Annotated in this window: 18 protein-coding genes, 2 tRNA genes and 2 rRNA genes (1 of these 22 running past the window's edge); 11 read left to right on the top strand and 11 right to left on the bottom strand. The window is 39.4% G+C overall.

The annotated features are described in order from the left end of the window. From AC2S94_RS00105 to AC2S94_RS00120, 4 genes are all read right to left on the bottom strand, one after another. Positions 1-379, bottom strand: a 23S ribosomal RNA gene (locus AC2S94_RS00105); it reaches 2453 nt to the left of the window's first position. Between the two features lie 207 nt (positions 380-586). Further along, positions 587-660, bottom strand: a tRNA-Ala gene (locus AC2S94_RS00110). 121 nt (positions 661-781) lie between these two features. Then, positions 782-855 (bottom strand) — tRNA-Ile (locus AC2S94_RS00115). A 99-nt stretch (positions 856-954) separates the two neighbouring features. After that, positions 955-2484, bottom strand: a 16S ribosomal RNA gene (locus AC2S94_RS00120). The 16S and 23S rRNA genes sit together here with 2 tRNA genes alongside, the layout of an rRNA operon. A 774-nt stretch (positions 2485-3258) precedes the next feature. Here AC2S94_RS00120 and thrS point away from each other — a divergent pair. The 4 genes from thrS (at position 3259) to rplT (ending at position 6471) form a co-directional block, all read left to right on the top strand. After that, the gene (gene thrS, locus AC2S94_RS00125) at positions 3259-5211 is read left to right on the top strand and encodes a threonine--tRNA ligase (protein ID WP_484629492.1); all 1953 of its coding nucleotides are present in this window, start codon (positions 3259-3261) and stop codon (positions 5209-5211) included. A 21-nt stretch (positions 5212-5232) separates the two neighbouring features. After that, positions 5233-5784, top strand: a complete 552-nt coding sequence (gene infC, locus AC2S94_RS00130) for a translation initiation factor IF-3 (protein WP_484630877.1) — start codon at positions 5233-5235, stop codon at positions 5782-5784. A 36-nt stretch (positions 5785-5820) separates the two neighbouring features. Further along, positions 5821-6018 carry a 50S ribosomal protein L35 gene (rpmI, locus tag AC2S94_RS00135; RefSeq protein WP_011708523.1) on the top strand — a complete coding sequence of 66 codons (198 nt, stop codon included), beginning with the start codon at positions 5821-5823 and terminating at the stop codon, positions 6016-6018. 108 nt (positions 6019-6126) lie between these two features. After that, positions 6127-6471: a 50S ribosomal protein L20 gene (rplT, locus tag AC2S94_RS00140; protein WP_300438439.1), complete on the top strand. Its 345-nt coding sequence runs from the start codon at positions 6127-6129 to the stop codon at positions 6469-6471. Positions 6472-6524: 53 nt separating this feature from the next. Here the strand turns inward: rplT and AC2S94_RS00145 are convergent, their stop codons facing one another. From AC2S94_RS00145 to tgt, 6 genes are all read right to left on the bottom strand, one after another. Then, positions 6525-6953, bottom strand: coding sequence for a secondary thiamine-phosphate synthase enzyme YjbQ (locus tag AC2S94_RS00145; protein WP_484629493.1), 429 nt, complete (start codon positions 6951-6953; stop codon positions 6525-6527). Next, positions 6950-8161: an asparagine synthetase B gene (locus AC2S94_RS00150; RefSeq protein WP_484629494.1), complete on the bottom strand. Its 1212-nt coding sequence runs from the start codon at positions 8159-8161 to the stop codon at positions 6950-6952. The genes AC2S94_RS00145 and AC2S94_RS00150 overlap by 4 nt, the downstream gene beginning before the upstream one ends. A gap of 112 nt (positions 8162-8273) precedes the next feature. Then, a complete protein-coding gene (gene dnaB, locus AC2S94_RS00155) occupies positions 8274-9824 on the bottom strand; it encodes a replicative DNA helicase (protein WP_484629495.1) in 1551 nt (516 codons plus the stop codon). A 168-nt stretch (positions 9825-9992) separates the two neighbouring features. Continuing rightward, positions 9993-10946, bottom strand: a complete 954-nt coding sequence (locus AC2S94_RS00160; protein WP_484629496.1) for an acetyl-CoA carboxylase carboxyltransferase subunit alpha — start codon at positions 10944-10946, stop codon at positions 9993-9995. A gap of 98 nt (positions 10947-11044) precedes the next feature. Further along, positions 11045-12121 carry an LptF/LptG family permease gene (locus tag AC2S94_RS00165; protein ID WP_484629497.1) on the bottom strand — a complete coding sequence of 359 codons (1077 nt, stop codon included), beginning with the start codon at positions 12119-12121 and terminating at the stop codon, positions 11045-11047. A 9-nt stretch (positions 12122-12130) separates the two neighbouring features. Next, positions 12131-13261, bottom strand: coding sequence for a tRNA guanosine(34) transglycosylase Tgt (tgt, locus tag AC2S94_RS00170; protein WP_484629498.1), 1131 nt, complete (start codon positions 13259-13261; stop codon positions 12131-12133). 108 nt (positions 13262-13369) lie between these two features. Here tgt and AC2S94_RS00175 point away from each other — a divergent pair, with 108 nt between their 5' ends. From AC2S94_RS00175 to AC2S94_RS00185, 3 genes are all read left to right on the top strand, one after another. Then, positions 13370-14275, top strand: a complete 906-nt coding sequence (locus tag AC2S94_RS00175; RefSeq protein ID WP_484630878.1) for a transketolase — start codon at positions 13370-13372, stop codon at positions 14273-14275. 36 nt (positions 14276-14311) lie between these two features. After that, positions 14312-15265 carry a transketolase family protein gene (locus tag AC2S94_RS00180; protein ID WP_484629499.1) on the top strand — a complete coding sequence of 318 codons (954 nt, stop codon included), beginning with the start codon at positions 14312-14314 and terminating at the stop codon, positions 15263-15265. Between the two features lie 119 nt (positions 15266-15384). After that, complete coding sequence (locus AC2S94_RS00185) at positions 15385-15987, top strand: outer membrane beta-barrel protein (RefSeq protein WP_484629500.1); 603 nt, start codon at positions 15385-15387, stop codon at positions 15985-15987. A gap of 49 nt (positions 15988-16036) precedes the next feature. On the opposite strand, the gene AC2S94_RS00190 is transcribed toward AC2S94_RS00185, so the two are convergent. Continuing rightward, positions 16037-18235: a RecQ family ATP-dependent DNA helicase gene (locus AC2S94_RS00190; protein ID WP_484629501.1), complete on the bottom strand. Its 2199-nt coding sequence runs from the start codon at positions 18233-18235 to the stop codon at positions 16037-16039. An 84-nt stretch (positions 18236-18319) separates the two neighbouring features. Between AC2S94_RS00190 and AC2S94_RS00195 the strand changes: the two genes are divergently transcribed. The 4 genes from AC2S94_RS00195 to lptB are packed head-to-tail and all read left to right on the top strand — an operon-like array spanning position 18320 to position 21256. Next, a complete protein-coding gene (locus tag AC2S94_RS00195; RefSeq protein ID WP_484629502.1) occupies positions 18320-19285 on the top strand; it encodes a KpsF/GutQ family sugar-phosphate isomerase in 966 nt (321 codons plus the stop codon). After that, the gene (gene tatC / locus AC2S94_RS00200; RefSeq protein ID WP_484629503.1) at positions 19285-20118 is read left to right on the top strand and encodes a twin-arginine translocase subunit TatC; all 834 of its coding nucleotides are present in this window, start codon (positions 19285-19287) and stop codon (positions 20116-20118) included. Before AC2S94_RS00195 ends, tatC begins: the two co-directional genes overlap by 1 nt. A 3-nt stretch (positions 20119-20121) precedes the next feature. Continuing rightward, on the top strand, positions 20122-20472 hold the full coding sequence (locus AC2S94_RS00205) for a carboxymuconolactone decarboxylase family protein (RefSeq protein ID WP_484629504.1): 351 nt from the start codon (positions 20122-20124) through the stop codon (positions 20470-20472). Positions 20473-20515: 43 nt separating this feature from the next. Further along, the gene (gene lptB, locus AC2S94_RS00210) at positions 20516-21256 is read left to right on the top strand and encodes an LPS export ABC transporter ATP-binding protein (RefSeq protein WP_484629505.1); all 741 of its coding nucleotides are present in this window, start codon (positions 20516-20518) and stop codon (positions 21254-21256) included. Position 21257 lies beyond the last annotated feature (1 nt).

Genomic DNA, 21257 nt, shown 5'->3' on the forward strand with positions numbered 1-21257 from the left:
TTTATATCAACTTACTTATACCGGGCTGTCACCGTCTATGGCCAGGCTTTCCAACCTGTTCTAATTCCTGATACAAACAATGTTGCAGTCCTACAACCCCAATAAGTCCGTAAACTCATTGGTTTGGGCTACTGCGCGTTCGCTCGCCGCTACTAGCGCAATCACTATTGTTTTCTCTTCCTCCGGGTACTTAGATGTTTCAGTTCTCCGGGTTCGCCTCCTTGCGGATACTACACCTTCAATGTAGTGGGTTGCCCCATTCGGATATTCGCGGATCAATTTGTATGTGCCAATCCCCACGACTTTTCGCAGCTTATCACGTCCTTCTTCGCCTCTGAGAGCCTAGGCATTCCCCATACGCCCTTATCTAGCTTGTATGCGTTTTGCTTAATGCTCTAATCTAACTGATTACTCAGTTAGAAGTATTATAATGTATTACTTTATTAAATATTTCTATCTAATAGTGTTCTCGTATTCTTTGTTTCTCAATATGTCAATGAACGTGGCGAATCGCCACCGATAATTAAATTATCAGCGCTCCTTCGCGGCGAATCACTTAAGATTTACATCTCAAGGCATCGCCTTGTGGAGAATATCGGAGTCGAACCGATGACCTCCTGCGTGCAAGGCAGGCGCTCTAGCCAGCTGAGCTAATCCCCCATTATTTTAGTATCGCGCTAACCAGTTATCAGTTAACAGTACTTATAACGGCTACTCAACCTCTAAAATTTCCTAATTTCAAATGAACTTCTCGTTAAACCTGATGGCTTACTCTCTCAAGTAGTCTCAGGCAGACTCGAACTGCCGACCTCTACATTATCAGTGTAGCGCTCTAACCAGCTGAGCTATGAGACTGTCCATATAATCAAATTGACATAAGAATCAAGACCCGAAGGCCATGCTAAACTTCCCTTACTAATTGTCGCTAGCATTCTAGTGAATGCATCGCTCTAGAAAGGAGGTGTTCCAGCCGCACCTTCCGGTACGGCTACCTTGTTACGACTTAGCCCCAGTTACCAGTCTTACCCTAGGCGGCTCCTTGCGGTGACCGACTTCAGGTACCCCCGGCTTCCATGGCTTGACGGGCGGTGTGTACAAGGCCCGGGAACGTATTCACCGCATCATGGCTGATATGCGATTACTAGCGATTCCAGCTTCACGCAGTCGAGTTGCAGACTGCGATCCGAACTGTGATAGGGTTTGAAGATTCGCATCCCCTCGCGGGGTAGCTGCCCTCTGTCCCTACCATTGTAGCACGTGTGTGGCCCAGGACGTAAGGGCCGTGATGATTTGACGTCATCCCCACCTTCCTCGCGGTTTGCACCGGCAGTCTGGCTAGAGTTCCCGACATTACTCGCTGGCAACTAACCACAGGGGTTGCGCTCGTTATAGGACTTAACCTGACACCTCACGGCACGAGCTGACGACAACCATGCAGCACCTTGCAATCTGTCCGAAGAAGGGTCTGTTTCCAGACCTGTCAGACTGCATTTAAGCCCTGGTAAGGTTCCTCGCGTATCATCGAATTAAACCACATGCTCCACCGCTTGTGCGGGCCCCCGTCAATTCCTTTGAGTTTCATTCTTGCGAACGTACTCCCCAGGTGGGTTACTTATCACTTTCGCTTAACCACCCAGCCCTCAATTAGGCCGGACAGCTAGTAACCATCGTTTACGGCGTAGACTACCAGGGTATCTAATCCTGTTCGCTACCTACGCTTTCGTCCATCAGCGTCAATACATTATTAGTGATCTGCCTTCGCAATAGGTGTTCTGAGTAATATCTATGCATTTCACCGCTACACTACTCATTCCAACCACTTCATAATGATTCAAGAACAACAGTATCAATGGCAATTCTACAGTTGAGCTGCAGACTTTCACCACTGACTTATTATCCCGCCTACGGACCCTTTAAACCCAATGATTCCGGATAACGCTTGGATCCTCCGTATTACCGCGGCTGCTGGCACGGAGTTAGCCGATCCTTATTCGCAGAGTACCGTCAGCTCCCCACACGTGGGGAGGTTTCTTCCTCTGTAAAAGCAGTTTACAACCCATAGGGCAGTCTTCCTGCACGCGGCATGGCTGGATCAGAGTTGCCTCCATTGTCCAATATTCCTCACTGCTGCCTCCCGTAGGAGTCTGGTCCGTGTCTCAGTACCAGTGTGGGGGATCTCCCTCTCAGGACCCCTACCTATCGCGGTCTTGGTAAGCCGTTACCTTACCAACTAACTAATAGGACGCATACTCATCTTTAAGCCATAAATGTTTAATATAATCACCAGGAGGTGGCTATATACTATGGGGTATTAATCCACGTTTCCATGGGCTATTCCCCGCTTAAAGGCAGATTGTATACGCGTTACGCACCCGTGCGCCACTCGTCATCAGAAAAGCAAGCTTTTCTATGTTACCGTTCGACTTGCATGTGTTAGGCCTGCCGCTAGCGTTCATCCTGAGCCAGGATCAAACTCTTCATCGTTAAATCTTATATATATTCAACAACTACTAAAGAAATTGCTCAGTATGACTTCTTCTAGTCTTAATTCTTATACACTATAATAAAACATCGCTATTTTATTATTGTTGTCAATTCAATATATCAATGAACTTCGATCGGTCTCCCAATCTGTCTTAGTTAAAACCCAAGGATTCGAACCTCTCTAATCATGCCCCATCCGGCCGTTTTAATTCATTCTCAGTCTGTATCTCTGAACGTTTGCTCGCTCGCAAAGCGGGTGCAAATATACAACGCTTTTTCTTTTCTAACCAAAACTTTTTAATAAAAATTTTTGATTTCTTTTCAAAGCGCAATCCCTCAATTGCTTACTCCCAAATCATCCTCTATTTGAACTTCACTTCGTTTCCAAAGCGGATGCAAATATAAAACGAGTTTTACTCACCAACCAAATTAAAACCTAAAAAAATTTATTTATTTTTTTAACCCCTTTTTACGTGGTAAGCCCTACTCTCAGTACTTTCAGTGAACTTCGCCTTGCTCTCAAAGCGGCTGCAAATATACACCCCTTTTTTCATTACAACCAAAATAAATTCAAGGTTTTTTGAGAAGATTTCAAAATTAAAATATAATTGTTTGCTCATCAGCGCTTTCCAAGAAAAATAAATTTCAAACTATAAAGACACCATCAATACCTTATTATATAGGCACTATTTTATATTACTACCTATATACATATATGTATTGCGCAACCAAACTCAACACCTTATCTTTGTGCCTTCGTAAAAAATGTAAATAATGATCAAGATTACTCTGCCAGACGGAAGTATTAAAGAGTTTGAAAGCGGCACTACTCCAATGCAGGTCGCCAAAAGTATAAGTGAAGGTTTAGCTCGAAATGTAATTTCAGCTAAATTCAATGATGAAACTGTAGAAACATCCACGGCTTTAACTACCGACGGTAATCTTATTCTATATACATGGAACGACGAGGAAGGTAAAAAAGCATTTTGGCACTCAACATCTCACGTAATGGCGCAAGCAATTCAGGATCTTTATCCAGGCGCTAAATTAACTATTGGACCAGCTATTGAACGCGGATTCTATTATGATGTAGACTTTGGTGAGCATAAGATTTCAGAAAACGATTTCAAGAAAATTGAAGATCGAATGACTGAAATTGCAAGAGGAAAACATGATTTCGAGATGAGAGAGGTTTCCAAGCAGGAAGCTCTTGATTTTTACAAAAAGGAAAACAATCAGTTTAAGGTAGAACTTATTGAGAATCTTCAGGATGGAGATATCACTTTTTGTGACCATGATACCTTTACTGATCTTTGTCGTGGTGGGCATATTCCGAATACAGGAATTATCAAAGCCATAAAGCTGATGAGCGTGGCCGGAGCTTACTGGAGAGGAGATGAGAACAATCCGCAGTTGACCAGGGTTTACGGAATTTCATTTCCGAAGCAAAAGGAATTGAAAGAATATCTTGAACTATTAGAAGAAGCCAAGAAAAGGGACCACAGAAAACTTGGAAAAGAATTAGAACTATTCACTTTTTCACAAAAAGTAGGTCAAGGCCTTCCATTATGGTTACCAAAAGGGGCTGCTTTAAGAGAGAGATTGGAAAACTTTCTGAAAAAAGCGCAGAAGAAAGCTGGTTATGAAATGGTGGTAAGTCCACATATTGGAAGTAAGGAATTATATGTTACCTCTGGACATTACGCTAAATATGGTGAAGACAGCTTTCAGCCCATTTCTACTCCAAACGAAGGAGAGGAATTCATGCTAAAACCAATGAATTGCCCTCACCACTGCGAAATGTACAATGCCTCTTCTTGGAGTTATAGAGATTTACCAAAGAGATTTGCTGAATTCGGAACTGTATACAGATATGAACAAAGTGGTGAATTACATGGATTGACAAGAGTTCGCGGATTTACTCAGGATGATGCGCATATTTTCTGTACTCCAGAACAATTGGATGATGAATTTAAAAAAGTGATCGACCTTACCTTATATGTATTCTCTTCTTTAGGTTTTGAAAATTTCACGGCTCAGGTTTCATTAAGAGATCCTGATAATAAAGAAAAATATATAGGTTCTGATGACGTTTGGGAAAAAGCTGAAAACGCCATCCTAACCGCAGCGAAAGAAAAAGGCCTGAATTACGTGGTGGAAACAGGTGAAGCTGCTTTTTATGGACCGAAGCTGGATTTCATGGTAAAGGATGCCTTAGGTAGAAGCTGGCAATTGGGAACCATCCAAGTAGATTATAATTTACCGGAACGTTTTGACCTGACATATAAAGGAAGTGACAATGAGTCACACCGTCCGGTCATGATCCATCGCGCACCTTTTGGAAGCATGGAAAGATTTGTAGCTATTTTACTTGAGCATACTGGAGGGAACTTTCCTCTTTGGCTAATGCCGGAGCAGGCTATTATTCTCTCACTCAGTGAGAAATATGAAAAATACTCACAAAAAGTTTTAACTTTGCTTGAAAATAACGAAATTCGCGCCCTTGTTGACAACAGGAGCGAGACGATCGGAAAAAAAATAAGGGAAGCAGAAGTTAACAAATACCCTTACATGTTGATTGTTGGGGAGCAGGAAGCCAAAGATGGTACGATTTCTGTTCGTAAACATAGTGAAGGTGATTTAGGAACTATGAAAATTGAGGATTTCGCTAATTTGATTAATACAGAAATCAGTAGTACCTTAAAGCCTTTTAAAACTGAAGTTTAATTTAAATTTTAAGCCATAGCAATACGTAGAAGAAAACCGAACAGATTCGGACGTCAAAAAGAAGAACAACACCGAATCAACGAGAAGATTAAAGCAGACGAAGTACGCCTGGTAGGTGACAACGTGGAAATGGATGTATATCCAACCAAGAAAGCCCTTTCCATAGCTCAGGAATTAGGACTTGATCTTGTGGAGATTTCTCCAGACGCAAAACCACCGGTTGTAAAAGCCATGGATTACAAGAAATTTCTTTATGAGCAGAAGAAACGTGAGAAGGCCATGAAAGCCAAGGCCAGTAAGGTTGTGGTAAAAGAAATTCGTTTTGGTCCGAATACAGATGACCATGATTACGAATTTAAAAAACGTAATGCTGAGAAATTCTTGAAAGACGGTGCAAAGCTAAAGGCTTTCGTATTTTTTAAGGGACGTTCTATCGTCTTTAAGGACAAAGGAGAGATCCTACTTTTAAGACTGGCTCAAGATCTTGAGGAATACGGTAAAGTAGAACAAATGCCGAAATTAGAAGGAAAAAGAATGACTATGTTCTTATCTCCGACTAAGAAATCGAAATAAAGAAAATAAGAGAGTTAATTATAAAAAAGGACAGCAATGCCTAAGATGAAAACAAAATCCAGTGCCAAGAAGCGTTTTAAGCTTACCGGAACTGGTAAAATCAAAAGAAAGCACGCGTTTAAGAGTCATATCTTAACAAAGAAGTCTAAAAAACGTAAGCTAGCCTTAACGCACAGTACTTTGGTACATGATGCAGATAAGGACAATGTCAAACTTCAATTACGTTTAAAGTAATTTGAAGCTCTTGAGGTTTAATTAATTTATTTAACCATGGAGTTGGGCAAAATTGAAAGATTTTAAAAGTATCGTTAATCGAGCGCCTGCTACAAAAAAATGTAAAATATGCCAAGATCAGTAAACTCAGTTGCCAAAAGGGCACGTAGAAAAAAAGTTTTAAAGCAAGCAAAAGGATATTTCGGACGTCGTAAAAACGTTTGGACTGTTGCTAAAAATGCGGTGGATAAAGCAATGCTCTATGCATACAGAGACCGTAAAGCTAAGAAACGTAACTTCCGTTCTTTATGGATTATGCGTATTAATGCTGCAGCCAGACAAGAAGGATTATCTTATTCTCAATTTATGGGGAAACTTAAAACCAGTGATATAGGATTGAACCGTAAAGTTCTTGCCGACCTGGCGATGAATAACCCAGAGGCTTTTAAAGCAATTGTAGAAAAAGTAAAATAAACGATTATACTCTCTTATAGAAAAATCCTGCCGATTGGCAGGATTTTTTGTTTTTAACCTTCTCCAAAAGCTGTCAATACTAATTTTCTCGATCCACCACGGTCTCTATGTTCGCATAAGTAAATTCCCTGCCAGGTTCCCAAATTCAATTTACCGTCAGTGATAGGGATTTGAAGTGAAGTTCCCGTCAATGATGATTTGATGTGCGCAGGCATATCGTCTGAGCCTTCAGTAGTATGTTTATAATAAGATTGATTTTCCGGAACCATTTCATCAAAATGACTTCTAAAATCTTCTCTTACCGTAGGATCAGCGTTTTCGTTGATAGCTAATCCCGCTGATGTATGTTTTATAAATATTTGTAAAAAACCAATATCTATATCTTCTATTTCAGTAAACTGGTCTACAATCTCGTCAGTTATCAAATGAAAACCTCTTGATCGAGGTCTGAGTCGTATTTCGGTTTGATAAAATTCTGTCATGTTTTTTGTTCTTTTTTCTTTGCGGCTGGGAAAAGTACATTGTTCAATATAAGTCGGTAACCCGGAGAATTAGGATGAAGCTCCAATTCTGTTTTTGGATCCCCTACCCTATGCTGGTAATCTTCAGGATCGTGACCGCCATAGAAAGTAAAAAATCCTTTTCCTTTAACACCATGGATATATCTCGCTTCTCCGTTCAATTTACTTTCTCCCATAATCAAAACACCGGGTTTCACCGTATTTGGATCATAGCTTGTAGTCTGTCCCATAAAACCTTTAACCAACCTGGTATGGTTTTGTGTTAGCATTGTTGGCACTACGTCCCATTTTGCTGAATAATCCATCAGGGTAAAATAATCACTTTCCTTTTGGATCTGTCTTTTCTCAGTCATATCAATACTCGAAAACTCATAAACCATAGGGCTTCGCTCCAGTTCAAAATCTGTAAACGCAAATGTATTTTCAAAATTGATCTTGGACTGATAGCCCGGCTCGCTGGGATCACCATCAAACATCGCTTCAGCAATATCTACTCCTTCAGCCGCAAGTGCGATATCAAAGCTATCTGTAGCACTACACATTGCGAACATAAATCCGCCACCGATTACATAATCTCTGATCTTAACTGCCACGGCTAACTTTTCTTCAGAAACCTTTGAATAGCCCAGTTTTTTAGCCAGTTCTTCAGCTTCCTTTTTCTCTTCAATATACCAGGGAGTAGTTCTAAAGGCTCTATAAAATTTTCCGTACTGACCGGTAAAGTCCTCGTGATGTAAATGTAACCAGTCATATAGCAATAAAGCATCATTCAGCACTTCTTCATCGTAGATCGTTTTATAAGGTATCTCTGCGTATGTGAGCGCCATGGTCACGGCATCATCCCAGGGTTTATTTCCTGTTGGACTGTATACCGCAATTTTCGGTGCCTTTTCCAGAACTACAGATTCCATGTTTTTTGAAGGACTACTAATTTCTTCCAAGATAGAATTTGAAAGATCATCACTCAAAACTTCAAAATCAACTCCCCGGATCTGGCATTCTTTTCTAAGGTTTTCCGAATCTGTAACCAAAAAAGAACCTCCGCGATAATTTAGCAACCAATTAACCGAAAGTTGATTTTCCAGGGAATAATATATAATTCCGTAAGCTTTTAAATGGTTTCCCTGGGAATCCGCATCCATTGGAATTAATAATTTGGACGCTAACATTTGAAAACTGGTCAGTATAAAAAACGAAAGCAGCAAAATGGTTTTAAACACTTTGCTGCTTTTAATATTTCTAATTACGGACGTTTCCTGAAATTTGATCAGTTTAATATCATTAGAATGGAACGTCATTATCGTCATCATCGCTATTCATTGAGCTTCCAAAAGCCTCATCGGCACTTGGGTTAGGCAGATTAAAATTCCCAAAATCGCTATCAGAATCTCCACTGTTCATACTTGAAGGAATTTCTGATGGGAAATTAAAGTCTTCTAAATTATCAAATTTACCGAGTTCCCCAATAAATTTAAGCCTGATATTTTCCAATCCACCATTACGGTGCTTTGCTACTATGAATTCCCCTTGACCTGCAGTTGGAGTTCTTTCTTCATCATCCCACTCTTCGATCTTATAATATTCCGGACGATAAATAAACGATACAATATCTGCATCCTGCTCAATTGCTCCAGATTCCCTAAGGTCAGATAGCAGAGGTCGTTTACTTCCACCACGTGTCTCAACGGCACGGGATAACTGGGAAAGTGCAATAACAGGTACATTTAATTCCTTTGCCAAGGCTTTAAGGTTACGTGAGATTGTAGAAATCTCCTGCTCTCTATTTCCACCCTTTTGCGATCCACCGGCTGTCATTAACTGAAGATAATCGATCACGATCATTCTAATTCCATGTTGTGAAGCGAGTCTTCGAGCCTTTGCTCTTAGATCAAAAATTGATAGTGAAGGAGTATCATCAATAAACAATGGTGCTTTTTCAAGATCTTTTACTTTCACGTTCAACTGTTCCCATTCGTGTTGTTCTAACTTTCCGGTTCTAAGCTTTTCCGAAGAAAGACCTGTTTCTGAAGATATCAAACGGGTAATCAACTGTACCGAGGACATCTCCAGAGAGAAGAAGGCCACCGGGATTCCCTGATCTACCGCTATATTTCGCGCCATAGATAAGGTTAGGGCGGTTTTACCCATACCAGGACGGGCCGCCACGATAATCAAATCTGAAGGTTGCCAGCCAGAAGTTAGCTCATCAAGTTTATCAAAACCTGAAGGAACTCCACTAAGCCCCTCTTTATTCGAAATTTCCTGGATCTTCTTTTTCGCCTGGATCACTAAACTTTGCGCAGTCTCAGTAGAACGTTTAATATTTCCCTGGGTTACTTCATAAAGTTTTGATTCTGCTGAATCCAAAAGATCAAAAACATCTGTTCCTTCATCAAAAGCTTCCTCAATAATTTCATTGGAGATCTTGATCAAACTTCTCTGAATATATTTCTGAAGGATGATCCTCGCGTGGAACTCGATGTGAGCTGAACTTGAAACTTTTTGGGTAAGCTGGATCAAATAATAATCCCCTCCAACTTTATCAAAAACCTTTTCTTTCTTTAATTGATTAGAAACGGTTAATAAGTCAATTGCCTCAGAAGCATCAAATAATTTTTTGATCGCATCATATATAAGCTTATGACTGTTTTTATAAAAAGCTTCCGGAATTAAAATATCGATAATTTCATCTACACCCTTCTTGTCAATCATCATAGCTCCCAGCACAACCTCTTCTAAATCAACGGCTTGCGGCGGAACTTTTCCTTTTTCTAAACTAACTACATTAGATTTTTTGTAGGTAATATTCTGGGGGGAGGTGATTTTTTCCATAAAACGAAAATAATTAATTTGTTAAGACAATCTTAATAAAATCGACCTTAGTTACTTAACAGGTAATCAACAATCTACCTGTTGATAAGTATATTTTTCTGTTAATAAGATAAAAAAATCCGGAATTTTCTTCCCGGATTTTCTAACGATGTTGTATAAATAAAGAGCTTATCCTTTAAAGACTCCCATGTCTAAATATTTGTCCATTCTCTTTTCCACCAATTCTTCTGGTGATAAGTTTTTGAATTCAGAATAAGCTTTGGAAATCGAAGATTTTACCGTATTGAAGATCTCTTCTCTGTTTGCATGTGCACCACCAAGAGGCTCTTTTACGATCTCATCTATCAACTTCTGTTTTTTCATATCTGTAGCGGTAAGTTTAAGCGCTTCTGCAGCTCTTTCCTTGTATTCCCAGCTTCTCCATAAAATTGAAGAACAAGATTCCGGAGAGATCACAGAATACCAGGTATTCTCAAGCATCATTACCTTATCACCAACGCCAATACCCAATGCTCCTCCACTGGCTCCTTCACCAATGATCACTACAAAGATCGGCACTTTTAGCCTTGTCATTTCAAGTATATTTCGGGCAATGGCCTCTCCCTGTCCGCGTTCTTCAGCTTCCAAGCCTGGATATGCTCCCGGAGTATCTACGAAACATACAACAGGCACACCAAACTTTTCCGCAGATTTCATAAGTCTTAACGCCTTTCTATAACCTTCAGGATTTGCCATCCCAAAATTTCTATACTGCCTAGTCTTTGTATTATATCCTTTTTGCTGACCAACGAACATAAAACTCTGATCGCCGATCTTTCCAAGACCACCAATCATTGCTTTATCATCCTTTACATTTCTATCACCATGCAATTCCAGAAAAGTATCTCCACAAATCGCATTTATGTAGTCTAAAGTATATGGCCTGTTTGGGTGTCTTGAAAGTTGAACACGCTGCCAAGGAGTTAAATTCTTATAGATCTCCTTCTTCTTTTCTATTAACTTCTTCTCGATCTGCTTGCAGGTAGCAGTTACGTCAACCTCGCTTTCTTCACCAATATTACATGCCTTAGAATACTGTTCTTCAAGCTCTTTGATTGGTTGTTCAAAATCTAAATACTCCATATTGTTTATGGTAATTATTTTTTAATAGCTTACAAATATAACAACTTTGAAAGGATAGATTTCCCCGATAAAGTTTAAATTTTAAAGGATTTTGCCTATTAACGTTTCGCGCGGAATAAAAGCACAACCGCAAGTACTCCAAATACAATATTAGGAAACCAAACGGCGATAAGTGGTGAAAAAGTAGATTGCTCAGCCATGGTACCAAAAACCTTGTCGAAAAAGATGAAAATGAAAGCTAGCGTAATACCAACGGCCAGGTTCACTCCCATTCCTCCCCTTCTTTTAAAGGAAGCCACCGCTACAGCGATAATGGTCAAAATGAATGCTGAAATAGGGATACTCCAACGTTTGTAGGCAACCACGAGATACCTGTTAATATTACCCGAACCACGACGTCTTTCTTTCTCTATGAATTCGTTTAATTCAGTATAATTTAAAGTTTCAGCGATATAAGATTCAGGAGTCAATTCATCAAATTCAAAAGGAAGAATGGTATCCAACGTTCTATAGAACATGATGCTATCTTCTTCTTTTCCAATAATCCTTTTATCCACTCTGTTTAACTCGTAAAGGCTGTCTTCTTTATTATATTTAAGACTTGCAGCGCTAATCTTAAACTTTAATTGGTTTCCTTCAAAATGTTCCAGTGTAAAGTTCCTGGCAGATTTACTTTTCGGTTGGAAGTGACTTGCGTAGATATATTCGTTATCATTGATCTGCCTGTAAACATCGCTTGTCTCCTGGACCTGTTCCCCGCGTTTGAGATACTGATATTTGAACTCATTAAATCCTTTACTCGCCTGTGGAGCCAAATACATGGCCAGGATCAAAGCTCCAACGCACACGATACTTGCACCAATTAAATATGGCCTTAAAAACCGGTAAAAAGATACTCCACTACTAAGAAAAGCTACAATTTCTGTATTCATCGCCAGCTTGGAGGTGAACCAGATTACTGAGAGAAAGAGAAATATCGGGAATAATAGGTTCGCGAAATAAATGGTGAAATCGAGGTAATAATTGGCAACTTCAATAAACGGAACTTCATTTTCAAGGATCTTATCGATCTTTTCAGCTAGATTTACCGTAATTCCTATAGGTATGAAAAGAACCAGCATCATCGTGAAGGTTCCGAGGTATCGTTTAAGTATGTACCAGTCTAGAATTTTCAAATTCCGGATTTATAAACGTTTGTCCATTTGTTTTACCATTTTATCTTTCCATGAAGGGAAATCTCCGGCTAAGATATGTTTTCTAGCCTCTCTCACCAACCAAAGATAAAAGCTCAGGTTATGAATACTAGCAATTTGTCTGCCAAGCATTTCATTAACGCTGAATAAATGCCGAACGTATGCCTTAGAATACTGAGAATCTACAAAACTCACACCTTCCGGATCTATAGGAGAAAAATCATCTTCCCACTTTTTATTTTTAATATTGATAGTACCGTGGGAAGTAAATAACATTCCGTTTCTTCCATTTCTGGTAGGCATCACACAATCAAACATATCAATTCCGAGCGCTATATTCTCTAGAATATTAATGGGCGTACCAACTCCCATAAGGTATCTTGGCTTATCTTCCGGAAGTATTTCTGTAACTACATCAGTCATCGCATACATTTCTTCCGCCGGTTCTCCTACTGAAAGTCCGCCGATCGCATTTCCTTCTGCTCCCGCATTCGCGATATATTCCGCTGACTGTTTTCTTAAGTCTTTATAAGTACTTCCCTGAACAATTGGAAAAAGAGTTTGCCTGTAATCATAAATTTCCGGAGTCTTAGCCAAGTGATTGATACATCTGTCCAGCCAGCGATGCGTCATATGCATCGATCTTTTCGCATAATTATAATCGCAAGGGTATGGCGTACACTCATCAAAAGCCATGATGATATCTGCTCCAATGGCTCTTTGAATTTCCATGACATTTTCAGGAGTGAACGTATGATAGGAGCCATCAATATGCGACTTGAACTTTACGCCTTCTTCTTTGATCTTTCTTCTTGCAGATAATGAATAAACCTGGTAACCACCGCTATCTGTTAGAATATTCCTTTCCCAATTCATGAATTTATGAAGTCCGCCGGCTTTCTTCAGAATCTCGGTTTGAGGTCTTAAATAAAGATGATAGGTATTTCCCAATATGATATCAGGATTGATATCATCTTTTAATTCTCTCTGGTGCACTCCTTTTACGGAAGCCACCGTTCCAACCGGCATAAAAATAGGAGTTTCAATTACTCCATGATCTGTAGTTATTTTACCTGCACGTGCTCTACTACCGGGATCGGTAGTTAAAAGTTCAAAATCCATAGTTCAGTTTAATCGGTGCAAAGATACTCAAGTAAATATCAAATTGAAGTAGATTTGAAAACTAAGGCTGTTAGTATTTTCAATAAAAAGTTAATAACTGCAGCCTTGTTGCTTTGTCAAAGCCTATTAAAAAGTTATTTTTGCGGCAATAAAACAACACAATTTAAAATGCCAGACATCAACGAATTACAAGATTTTGCTACCCAGGTTCGCCGGGACATTCTAAGGCAGGTTCATAAGGTGAATTCCGGTCACCCGGGAGGATCTTTGGGCTGTACTGAATTTTTCACCGCGCTTTATCAGGAGGTTATGGATTATAGTACAGATTTCGATATGGACGGAAAAGGTGAAGACCTGTTCTTCCTTTCTAACGGTCACATTTCTCCTGTTTATTACAGTGTGCTTGCCCGTAGCGGATATTTTCCGGTAGATGAACTTAATACATTCAGACTTATAGATTCCCGTCTTCAGGGACATCCAACCACCCATGAAGGGCTTCCTGGGATCAGGATAGCTTCGGGATCGCTTGGACAGGGAATGAGCGTTGCTCTTGGTGCGGCTCAGACTAAAAAGCTGAATAATGATGATCACCTCGTTTATTCACTTCATGGTGACGGTGAGTTACAGGAAGGCCAGAACTGGGAAGCGGTCATGTACGCAGCCGGAAATAAAGTAGATAACATCATCTCTACCATAGATCTTAACGGTCAGCAGATTGACGGTAGCACTGAAAATGTACTTCCGCTTGGAAATCTGAAAGCAAAATTTGAAGCATTTGGATGGGATGTTCTGGAAATTGAAGATGGAAATGACATTCAGCAGGTTATTGATGGTCTAAAAGAAGCAAAAACACGAACTGGAAAAGGCCAACCAGTTTGTATATTAATGAATACTGTGATGGGCAATGGTGTAGATTTCATGATGCATACGCATGCATGGCATGGAAAAGCGCCGAACGACGAGCAGCTGGAAAAAGGATTGTCTCAAAATCCGGAAACACTGGGAGATTATTAACCCTGGAAATTCATTAATATCAAAAAATTATAGACCATGAAAGAATATAAAAATACAGGAAGTAAAGACACACGTTCAGGGTTTGGAGCAGGTTTAACTGAACTTGGAAAAACCAATGAAAACGTGGTTGCCTTATGTGCCGATCTTACCGGCTCTCTGAAAATGGATGAGTTCAAGGAAAATCATCCAGAACGTTTTTTCCAGGTTGGAATTGCTGAAGCCAATATGATTGGAATGGCTGCCGGAATGACCATAGGTGGAAAAATTCCATTTACCGGTACTTTCGCGAACTTTTCTACCGGAAGGGTTTACGACCAGATTCGCCAGAGTGTAGCCTATTCGGGTAAAAATGTGAAGATATGCGCATCTCATGCCGGAGTGACTTTAGGTGAAGATGGAGCAACTCACCAGATCCTGGAAGACCTGGGATTGATGAAAATGCTGCCTGGTATGACCGTGATCAATACTTGCGACTACAATCAGACTAAAGCGGCAACTCTGGCTATCGCTGAACATGAAGGACCGGTTTATTTAAGATTTGGAAGACCGAAGGTTGCCAATTTTACTCCGGAAGATCAGAAATTCGAGATTGGAAAAGCAGTAAAGCTATATGAAGGGACTGATGTAACGATCATTGCAACCGGTCATTTGGTTTGGGAAGCAATTCAGGCAGCTGTTGAATTGAATGAAAAAGGAATTAGTGCTGAAGTTATCGATATCCATACAATAAAACCTCTGGACGAGGAAGCTATAATTTCTTCCGCTAAAAAAACGGGATGTGTGGTAACTGCCGAAGAGCATAACTTTTTGGGTGGTTTAGGAGAAAGCGTTGCTAGAACTTTAGCAGAGAATCATCCAACTCCACAGGAATTCGTTGCAACCAAAGATACCTTCGGTGAAAGTGGAACTCCTGCCCAGTTGATGGAAAAATATGGTTTGAATGCAGCAGCCATTGTAAAGGCCAGCGAAAAAGTTATCAAAAGAAAATAAGATTCTAGAAATCAATAATTAAATGCCTTTCAGCTTAAAAACTGAAAGGCTTTTTTTATTTAATGAAAATAAACATTCGTTAAACAGCGTTATATTAGCTGAACTTAAAAAAGAAAAATATGAAAAAGCTATTAATACTGGCACTAATTTTAACTAGCGGCGGAATATTCGCTCAAAGTGCGAGTTTTGGGATTAAAGGTGGTCTTAACTACGGGGCCACCGGGGAATATGAATCTTTCAGCCAGGTTACAGGAGACTTTGCCTCATCATTTGAAGATGGAGAAGATAAAACAGGATTTCATGCTGGTCTTTTTGCTCAATTTGAATTATTGGGAATATTCATCCAACCTGAACTAATGTATACCGAATTAAATACAGAATACTCAGCTTTCGACTATAAATTAAGTAAAATCGACGCTCCGGTATTGGTAGGAATAAATGTGCTTGGACCATTGAATATAAAAGCGGGACCTTCATTTCAATATATTCTGGACAATAAAATAGAAGGTGCAAACCTTGATATTGATAAGGTGGAAAAAGATATTACCGTTGGCTATCAGTTAGGTTTAGGCCTTGATCTGGGCCGACTTGGTTTTGATTTAAGACACGAGGGTTCATTCCAGGATAACTTTGCACAAGGTGGAGATATAGCTACAGATTCTGGCTTCCAGATAGATTCAAGACCATCACAATGGATACTTAGTGTTTCTTATACTCTTTAATTAAATAAGAATAAAAAGAAAAACCCGGAATTTCCGGGTTTTTTTATGCTTAATTAGCAACCTGACTTATAAATTTGATACGGTATAACCTGAGTTCTTCATCATCATAATCACCGTCAAATTCTTCCATCGCTTCATCTATCTTGTCGGTTTCTGCTTCCAGGAAGTACTCATGTATCTCTTCTTGTTGATCTTCATCCAGAATATCATCCAGGTAATAATCAATATTTAATTTGGTACCGCTATAGACGATCGCTTCCATTTCTTTAATGAATTCAGGCATTTCCATGCCCTTTGCTGAAGCAATATCAGGCAATGGCAATTTTCTATCCACACTCTGAATAATATAAAGTTTAAGACCACTGTTTGCACCAGTAGATTTCACAACAAAATCATCGGGCCTTACAATGTCATTCTCTTCAACATATCTTTCGATAAGCTCTACGAAATCTTTTCCATACTTCTTGGCTTTTCCTTCTCCTACACCGTGAATATTGCTTAATTCCTCAATATTCACTGGGTACTTTAAAGCCATATCCTCCAGCGATGGATCCTGAAATATCACAAATGGCGGAAGATCTTTCTTCTTGGCCACTTTTTTTCTCAGTTCTTTCAGCATTTTAACCAGCTGGGCATCTACTGATGCTGCGCCTTTATCAGCCTTATTTACCGCTTCTTCAGTTGCAGCATTATAAATATGATCTTCTGTCATCATAAATGAGACAGGTTTCTTCAAATATTCATTTCCTTTTTCAGTAAGCTTAACAACTCCATACGTCTCAATATCTTTCTTCAAATAGCCTGCTACCAAAGCCTGTCGGGTAAGAGCCATCCAGTAATTGGAATCCTGATGTGATCCTTTCCCAAAAAGCGGATGTTCATCAGTCTTATGAGAAAGTATAATGGCATTCGACTTCCCAATCAGAGTTTTTACGACTTCCTTGGATTTGTATAGCTCGTTGGTCTCTTTTACTGTTTTCAGCAATAATTCCAGATCATCCTTTGCTTCGTGTTGTTTCTTAGGATTTCGAACATTATCATCCATGCTCGCTCCTTCACCGGTTTCTGAATCAAACTCTTCCCCAAAATAATGCAGAATGAACTTTCTTCTTGAAACGGAAGTTTCAGCGTAAGCAACTACTTCCTGAAGCAATGCATGGCCAATTTCCTGTTCAGCAACAGGTTTTCCACTCATGAATTTTTCCAGTTTTTCGATGTCCTTATAGGAATAAAAAGCAAGACAATGACCTTCTCCCCCATCTCTACCGGCACGTCCAGTTTCCTGGTAGTAACTTTCAATACTTTTAGGAATATCGTGATGGATCACAAATCTAACGTCCGGCTTATCGATTCCCATTCCAAAGGCGATTGTTGCGACTACCACGTCTATATCTTCCATCAAAAACATATCCTGATGTTTAGACCTGGTCTTTGCATCAAGACCTGCGTGATAAGGAACAGCTTTTATACCATTTACCTGAAGGGTTTGGGCTAACTCCTCCACCTTTTTCCTGCTCAAGCAGTATATAATTCCAGATTTCCCATCGTTTTGCTTGACAAACCGGGTTATGTCTGCTTCAATATTTTTAGTTTTCGGGCGAACCTCGTAATATAAATTCGGCCTGTTAAAACTTGCCTTGAATGTTTTAGCCCCGGTAATACCCAGATTTTTCAAAATATCTTCCTGAACCTTTGGAGTCGCCGTAGCTGTTAGACCAATAACAGGAATATTATCTCCTATCCTTTTCAGAATGTGTCGTAAATTTCTGTACTCAGGTCTAAAATCGTGTCCCCACTCACTGATACAGTGGGCTTCATCAACTGCAAGAAATGAAATTGTCTGACCCTTTAAAAAGTCGACATAATCCTCTTTGGTAAGAGATTCAGGAGCTACATAAAGCAGCTTACAGATACCGTTTTTGATATCTGATTTTACCTGGCTAACTTCAGTTTTATTCAAAGAGGAGTTAAGGACATGAGCTACGCCATGCTCAGAGGAGATACTACGTATTGCATCTACCTGATTTTTCATTAAGGCTATAAGGGGCGACACTACAATAGCAGTACCGTCGGTTATTAGCGCAGGGAGCTGGTAACATAGTGATTTACCTCCGCCAGTTGGCATTACCACGAAAGTGTCGTTTCCGTTCACGATGCTGGTAATAACTTCTTCCTGAAGTCCCTTAAACTGACTAAATCCAAAGTACCTCTTCAGTTCTTTGTGTAAATCAATTTCGGTCAAACCCATTCAATTGTGTTACAATTTTACATACATTTGCATTACTAAATATACATATTTCTTTAGTACTTGCAATTCTTAATTTAATCTAATTTGAAACTTAGCGATCAAATCATTTCCACTGCAAAAGAAACCATTTCAAACGAAGCAGAAGCAATTGCCAACCTAGAAAATTTCATCGATGAAGAATTCACCAAAGCGGTAGAGATCATTTATAGATCTGAAGGTCGTGTGGTAGTAACCGGAATAGGTAAAAGCGCCATTATCGCTAACAAAATAGTGGCTACTTTAAATTCTACCGGAACACCTTCCATCTTCATGCACGCCGCAGATGCTATTCATGGGGACCTTGGAATTGTACAGGAAAATGATATCGTAATTTGCATTTCTAAGAGTGGTAATAGCCCCGAAATTCAGGTTCTTGTTCCGCTTATCAAGAATTTCAATAATACCCTTATAGCATTGACAGGCAATCCCGAATCATTTTTAGGAAAAGAGGCAGATTATGTTCTGAACTCATATATTGAAAAAGAAGCCTGTCCGAATAATCTTGCTCCTACAACCAGTACTACTGCACAAATGGTTATTGGAGATGCTTTGGCTGTTTGTTTGCTCAATCTGAAAGGGTTTAGCAGTAAAGATTTTGCAAAATACCATCCGGGTGGATCTCTCGGAAAAAAACTATATCTAAGAGTTAGCGATATTACCGCACAAAATATGATTCCGCAGGTTTCTCCGGAAACAGAGGTGGCGAATGCCATTATTGAAATTTCAGAAAAAATGCTTGGTGTAACCGCAGTTTTGGAAAATGATAAAATCGTAGGTATTATTACAGACGGAGATATTCGACGAATGCTGAAAGATCACCAGGAAATAAAGGGATTAAAAGCAAAAGATATTATGAGCGAAAACCCGAAGACTATTGAACAGGATACGCTCGCGGTAGAAGCTTTAGATGTATTGGAAAAAAATAAAATATCACAATTACTGGCGGTGGAGAACGGAAGATATGCAGGTGTGGTACATTTACATAATTTAATTAGAGAAGGAATATTATAATGGATAGAATAGCCCCCCAGGAAGAACCAGAAAATGAAATGTCTTTTTTAGACCATCTGGAAGAATTGAGATGGCATTTAATAAGATCTGTACTTGCTGTAGTAATTGCCGGTGGTATTGCTTTTGTTTTAAAAAGTTTCATCTTCGATGTTCTGTTATTTGGCCCTGCGCACGGAGATTTTTTCTCTTATAAGGTTTTATGCCATTTATCGGGCGTATTTGGAATAGACGGTGGTTTCTGTGATCCGGAAATGCCTTTCCGAATTCAGAGTAGAACAATGGGTGGGCAGTTTTCAGCCCACGTTTGGACTTCCATAACAGCAGGATTTATTATTGCGTTTCCATATATAATTTATGAATTCTGGAAATTTGTTGCTCCGGCTATGCATAGCAACGAGAGACGACATGCCAAAGGATTTATCTTTGTAACGTCATTTTTGTTTTTCCTAGGAGTTTTATTCGGTTACTACGTGGTAACTCCTTTATCTATAAATTTCCTCGGGAAATACCAGGTAAGTGATACGGTTTTCAATGACTTCGATTTGAGCAGTTATATAAGCCTAGTAAGAGCTTCAGTTCTTGCCAGCGGACTGATCTTTGAATTACCCATAGTAATATACTTCCTTACAAAAGTGGGAGTGGTAACACCTCAGTTCCTAAAGACGTATAGGAAATATGCTTTGGTTATTGTTCTGGTACTTTCGGCAGTGATCACTCCGCCAGATATTGTTAGCCAGATTATTGTTGCTATACCCGTTTTGATCTTGTACGAAGTAAGTATTGTTATTTCCAAGTTCATGTATAAAAAAGAAGAAGAAAAATTAAAAAATTAAGCTATGATCGATAAGGTTGACGAATTCAATTCGTACCGCGCCAAAATGAATGATAAGATCCTATCTGAGAATAATAAAGTTCTTAAAAGGATTTTTAACCTCGATACCAATGCCTTTACAGAAGGAGCGCTGGATAAAAAAACAAAAGAGCTTTTAGGACTTGTAGCTTCTACAGTTTTAAGATGCGATGATTGTGTTAAATACCATTTAGAATCCAGCCATAAGGAAGGAATTACTCGTGAAGAAATCATGGAAACTCTTAGCATAGGAACTTTAATTGGTGGAACAATCGTTATTCCTCATTTGAGAAGAGCTTTTGAATACTGGGAAGCATTAGAAGAAAACAAACAGTAAATTCGGAATAATTTCTGCGCTATCAGGAATACAAAATTAGGATATGAAGTTACGTGCTGAAAAACTTGTCAAGACATATAAAGGAAGAGATGTTGTTAAAGGCATTTCAGTAGAAGTAAATCAGGGAGAGATTGTGGGATTACTTGGCCCAAATGGGGCAGGTAAAACCACATCTTTCTATATGATCGTTGGTTTGATCAAGCCTAATAGTGGGGATATTATTCTGGATAAACAGAATATCACCAAATTCCCGATGTATAAAAGAGCCCAATACGGAATTGGTTACCTAGCGCAAGAAGCTTCGGTTTTTAGAAAATTGAGTATTGAAGATAATATTATGAGCGTTCTGGAGCTCACCAAACTTTCGAAGAAAGAAAGGGAAATGAAAATGGAATCCCTGATCGAAGAATTTGGTCTGGGACATATAAGAAAGAACCGTGGAGATCTTTTGAGTGGTGGAGAACGTAGAAGAACAGAGATCGCTCGCGCTTTGGCTACAGACCCGAATTTTATTCTTCTTGATGAACCTTTTGCAGGAGTTGACCCGGTTGCGGTGGAAGATATCCAGCGTATCGTAGCGCAATTAAAAGACAAGAATATTGGTATTTTGATTACCGATCATAACGTTCAGGAAACTCTTGCGATTACTGATAGAACTTACCTGATGTTTGAAGGTAGTATCCTGAAACACGGAATCCCGGAAGAACTTGCCGAAGACGAAATGGTTAGAAAAGTTTATTTAGGTCAGAATTTCGAATTAAGAAAGAAGAAACTTTTTAACTGAT

It is taken from the genome of Christiangramia pacifica, assembly GCF_057221535.1.

Bases quoted from the DNA above. Each gene is read 5' to 3' on its own strand.
- thrS (WP_484629492.1), top strand. From the start codon at position 3,259: ATGATCAAGATTACTCTGCCAGACGGAAGTATTAAAGAGTTTGAAAGC.
- rpmI (WP_011708523.1), top strand. From the start codon at position 5,821: ATGCCTAAGATGAAAACAAAATCCAGTGCCAAGAAGCGTTTTAAGCTT.
- rplT (WP_300438439.1), top strand. From the start codon at position 6,127: ATGCCAAGATCAGTAAACTCAGTTGCCAAAAGGGCACGTAGAAAAAAA.
- AC2S94_RS00145 (WP_484629493.1), bottom strand. From the start codon at position 6,953: ATGACAGAATTTTATCAAACCGAAATACGACTCAGACCTCGATCAAGA.
- AC2S94_RS00150 (WP_484629494.1), bottom strand. From the start codon at position 8,161: ATGTTAGCGTCCAAATTATTAATTCCAATGGATGCGGATTCCCAGGGA.
- dnaB (WP_484629495.1), bottom strand. From the start codon at position 9,824: ATGGAAAAAATCACCTCCCCCCAGAATATTACCTACAAAAAATCTAAT.
- AC2S94_RS00160 (WP_484629496.1), bottom strand. From the start codon at position 10,946: ATGGAGTATTTAGATTTTGAACAACCAATCAAAGAGCTTGAAGAACAG.
- tgt (WP_484629498.1), bottom strand. From the start codon at position 13,261: ATGGATTTTGAACTTTTAACTACCGATCCCGGTAGTAGAGCACGTGCA.
- AC2S94_RS00180 (WP_484629499.1), top strand. From the start codon at position 14,312: ATGAAAGAATATAAAAATACAGGAAGTAAAGACACACGTTCAGGGTTT.
- AC2S94_RS00185 (WP_484629500.1), top strand. From the start codon at position 15,385: ATGAAAAAGCTATTAATACTGGCACTAATTTTAACTAGCGGCGGAATA.
- AC2S94_RS00190 (WP_484629501.1), bottom strand. From the start codon at position 18,235: ATGGGTTTGACCGAAATTGATTTACACAAAGAACTGAAGAGGTACTTT.
- tatC (WP_484629503.1), top strand. From the start codon at position 19,285: ATGGATAGAATAGCCCCCCAGGAAGAACCAGAAAATGAAATGTCTTTT.
- AC2S94_RS00205 (WP_484629504.1), top strand. From the start codon at position 20,122: ATGATCGATAAGGTTGACGAATTCAATTCGTACCGCGCCAAAATGAAT.
- lptB (WP_484629505.1), top strand. From the start codon at position 20,516: ATGAAGTTACGTGCTGAAAAACTTGTCAAGACATATAAAGGAAGAGAT.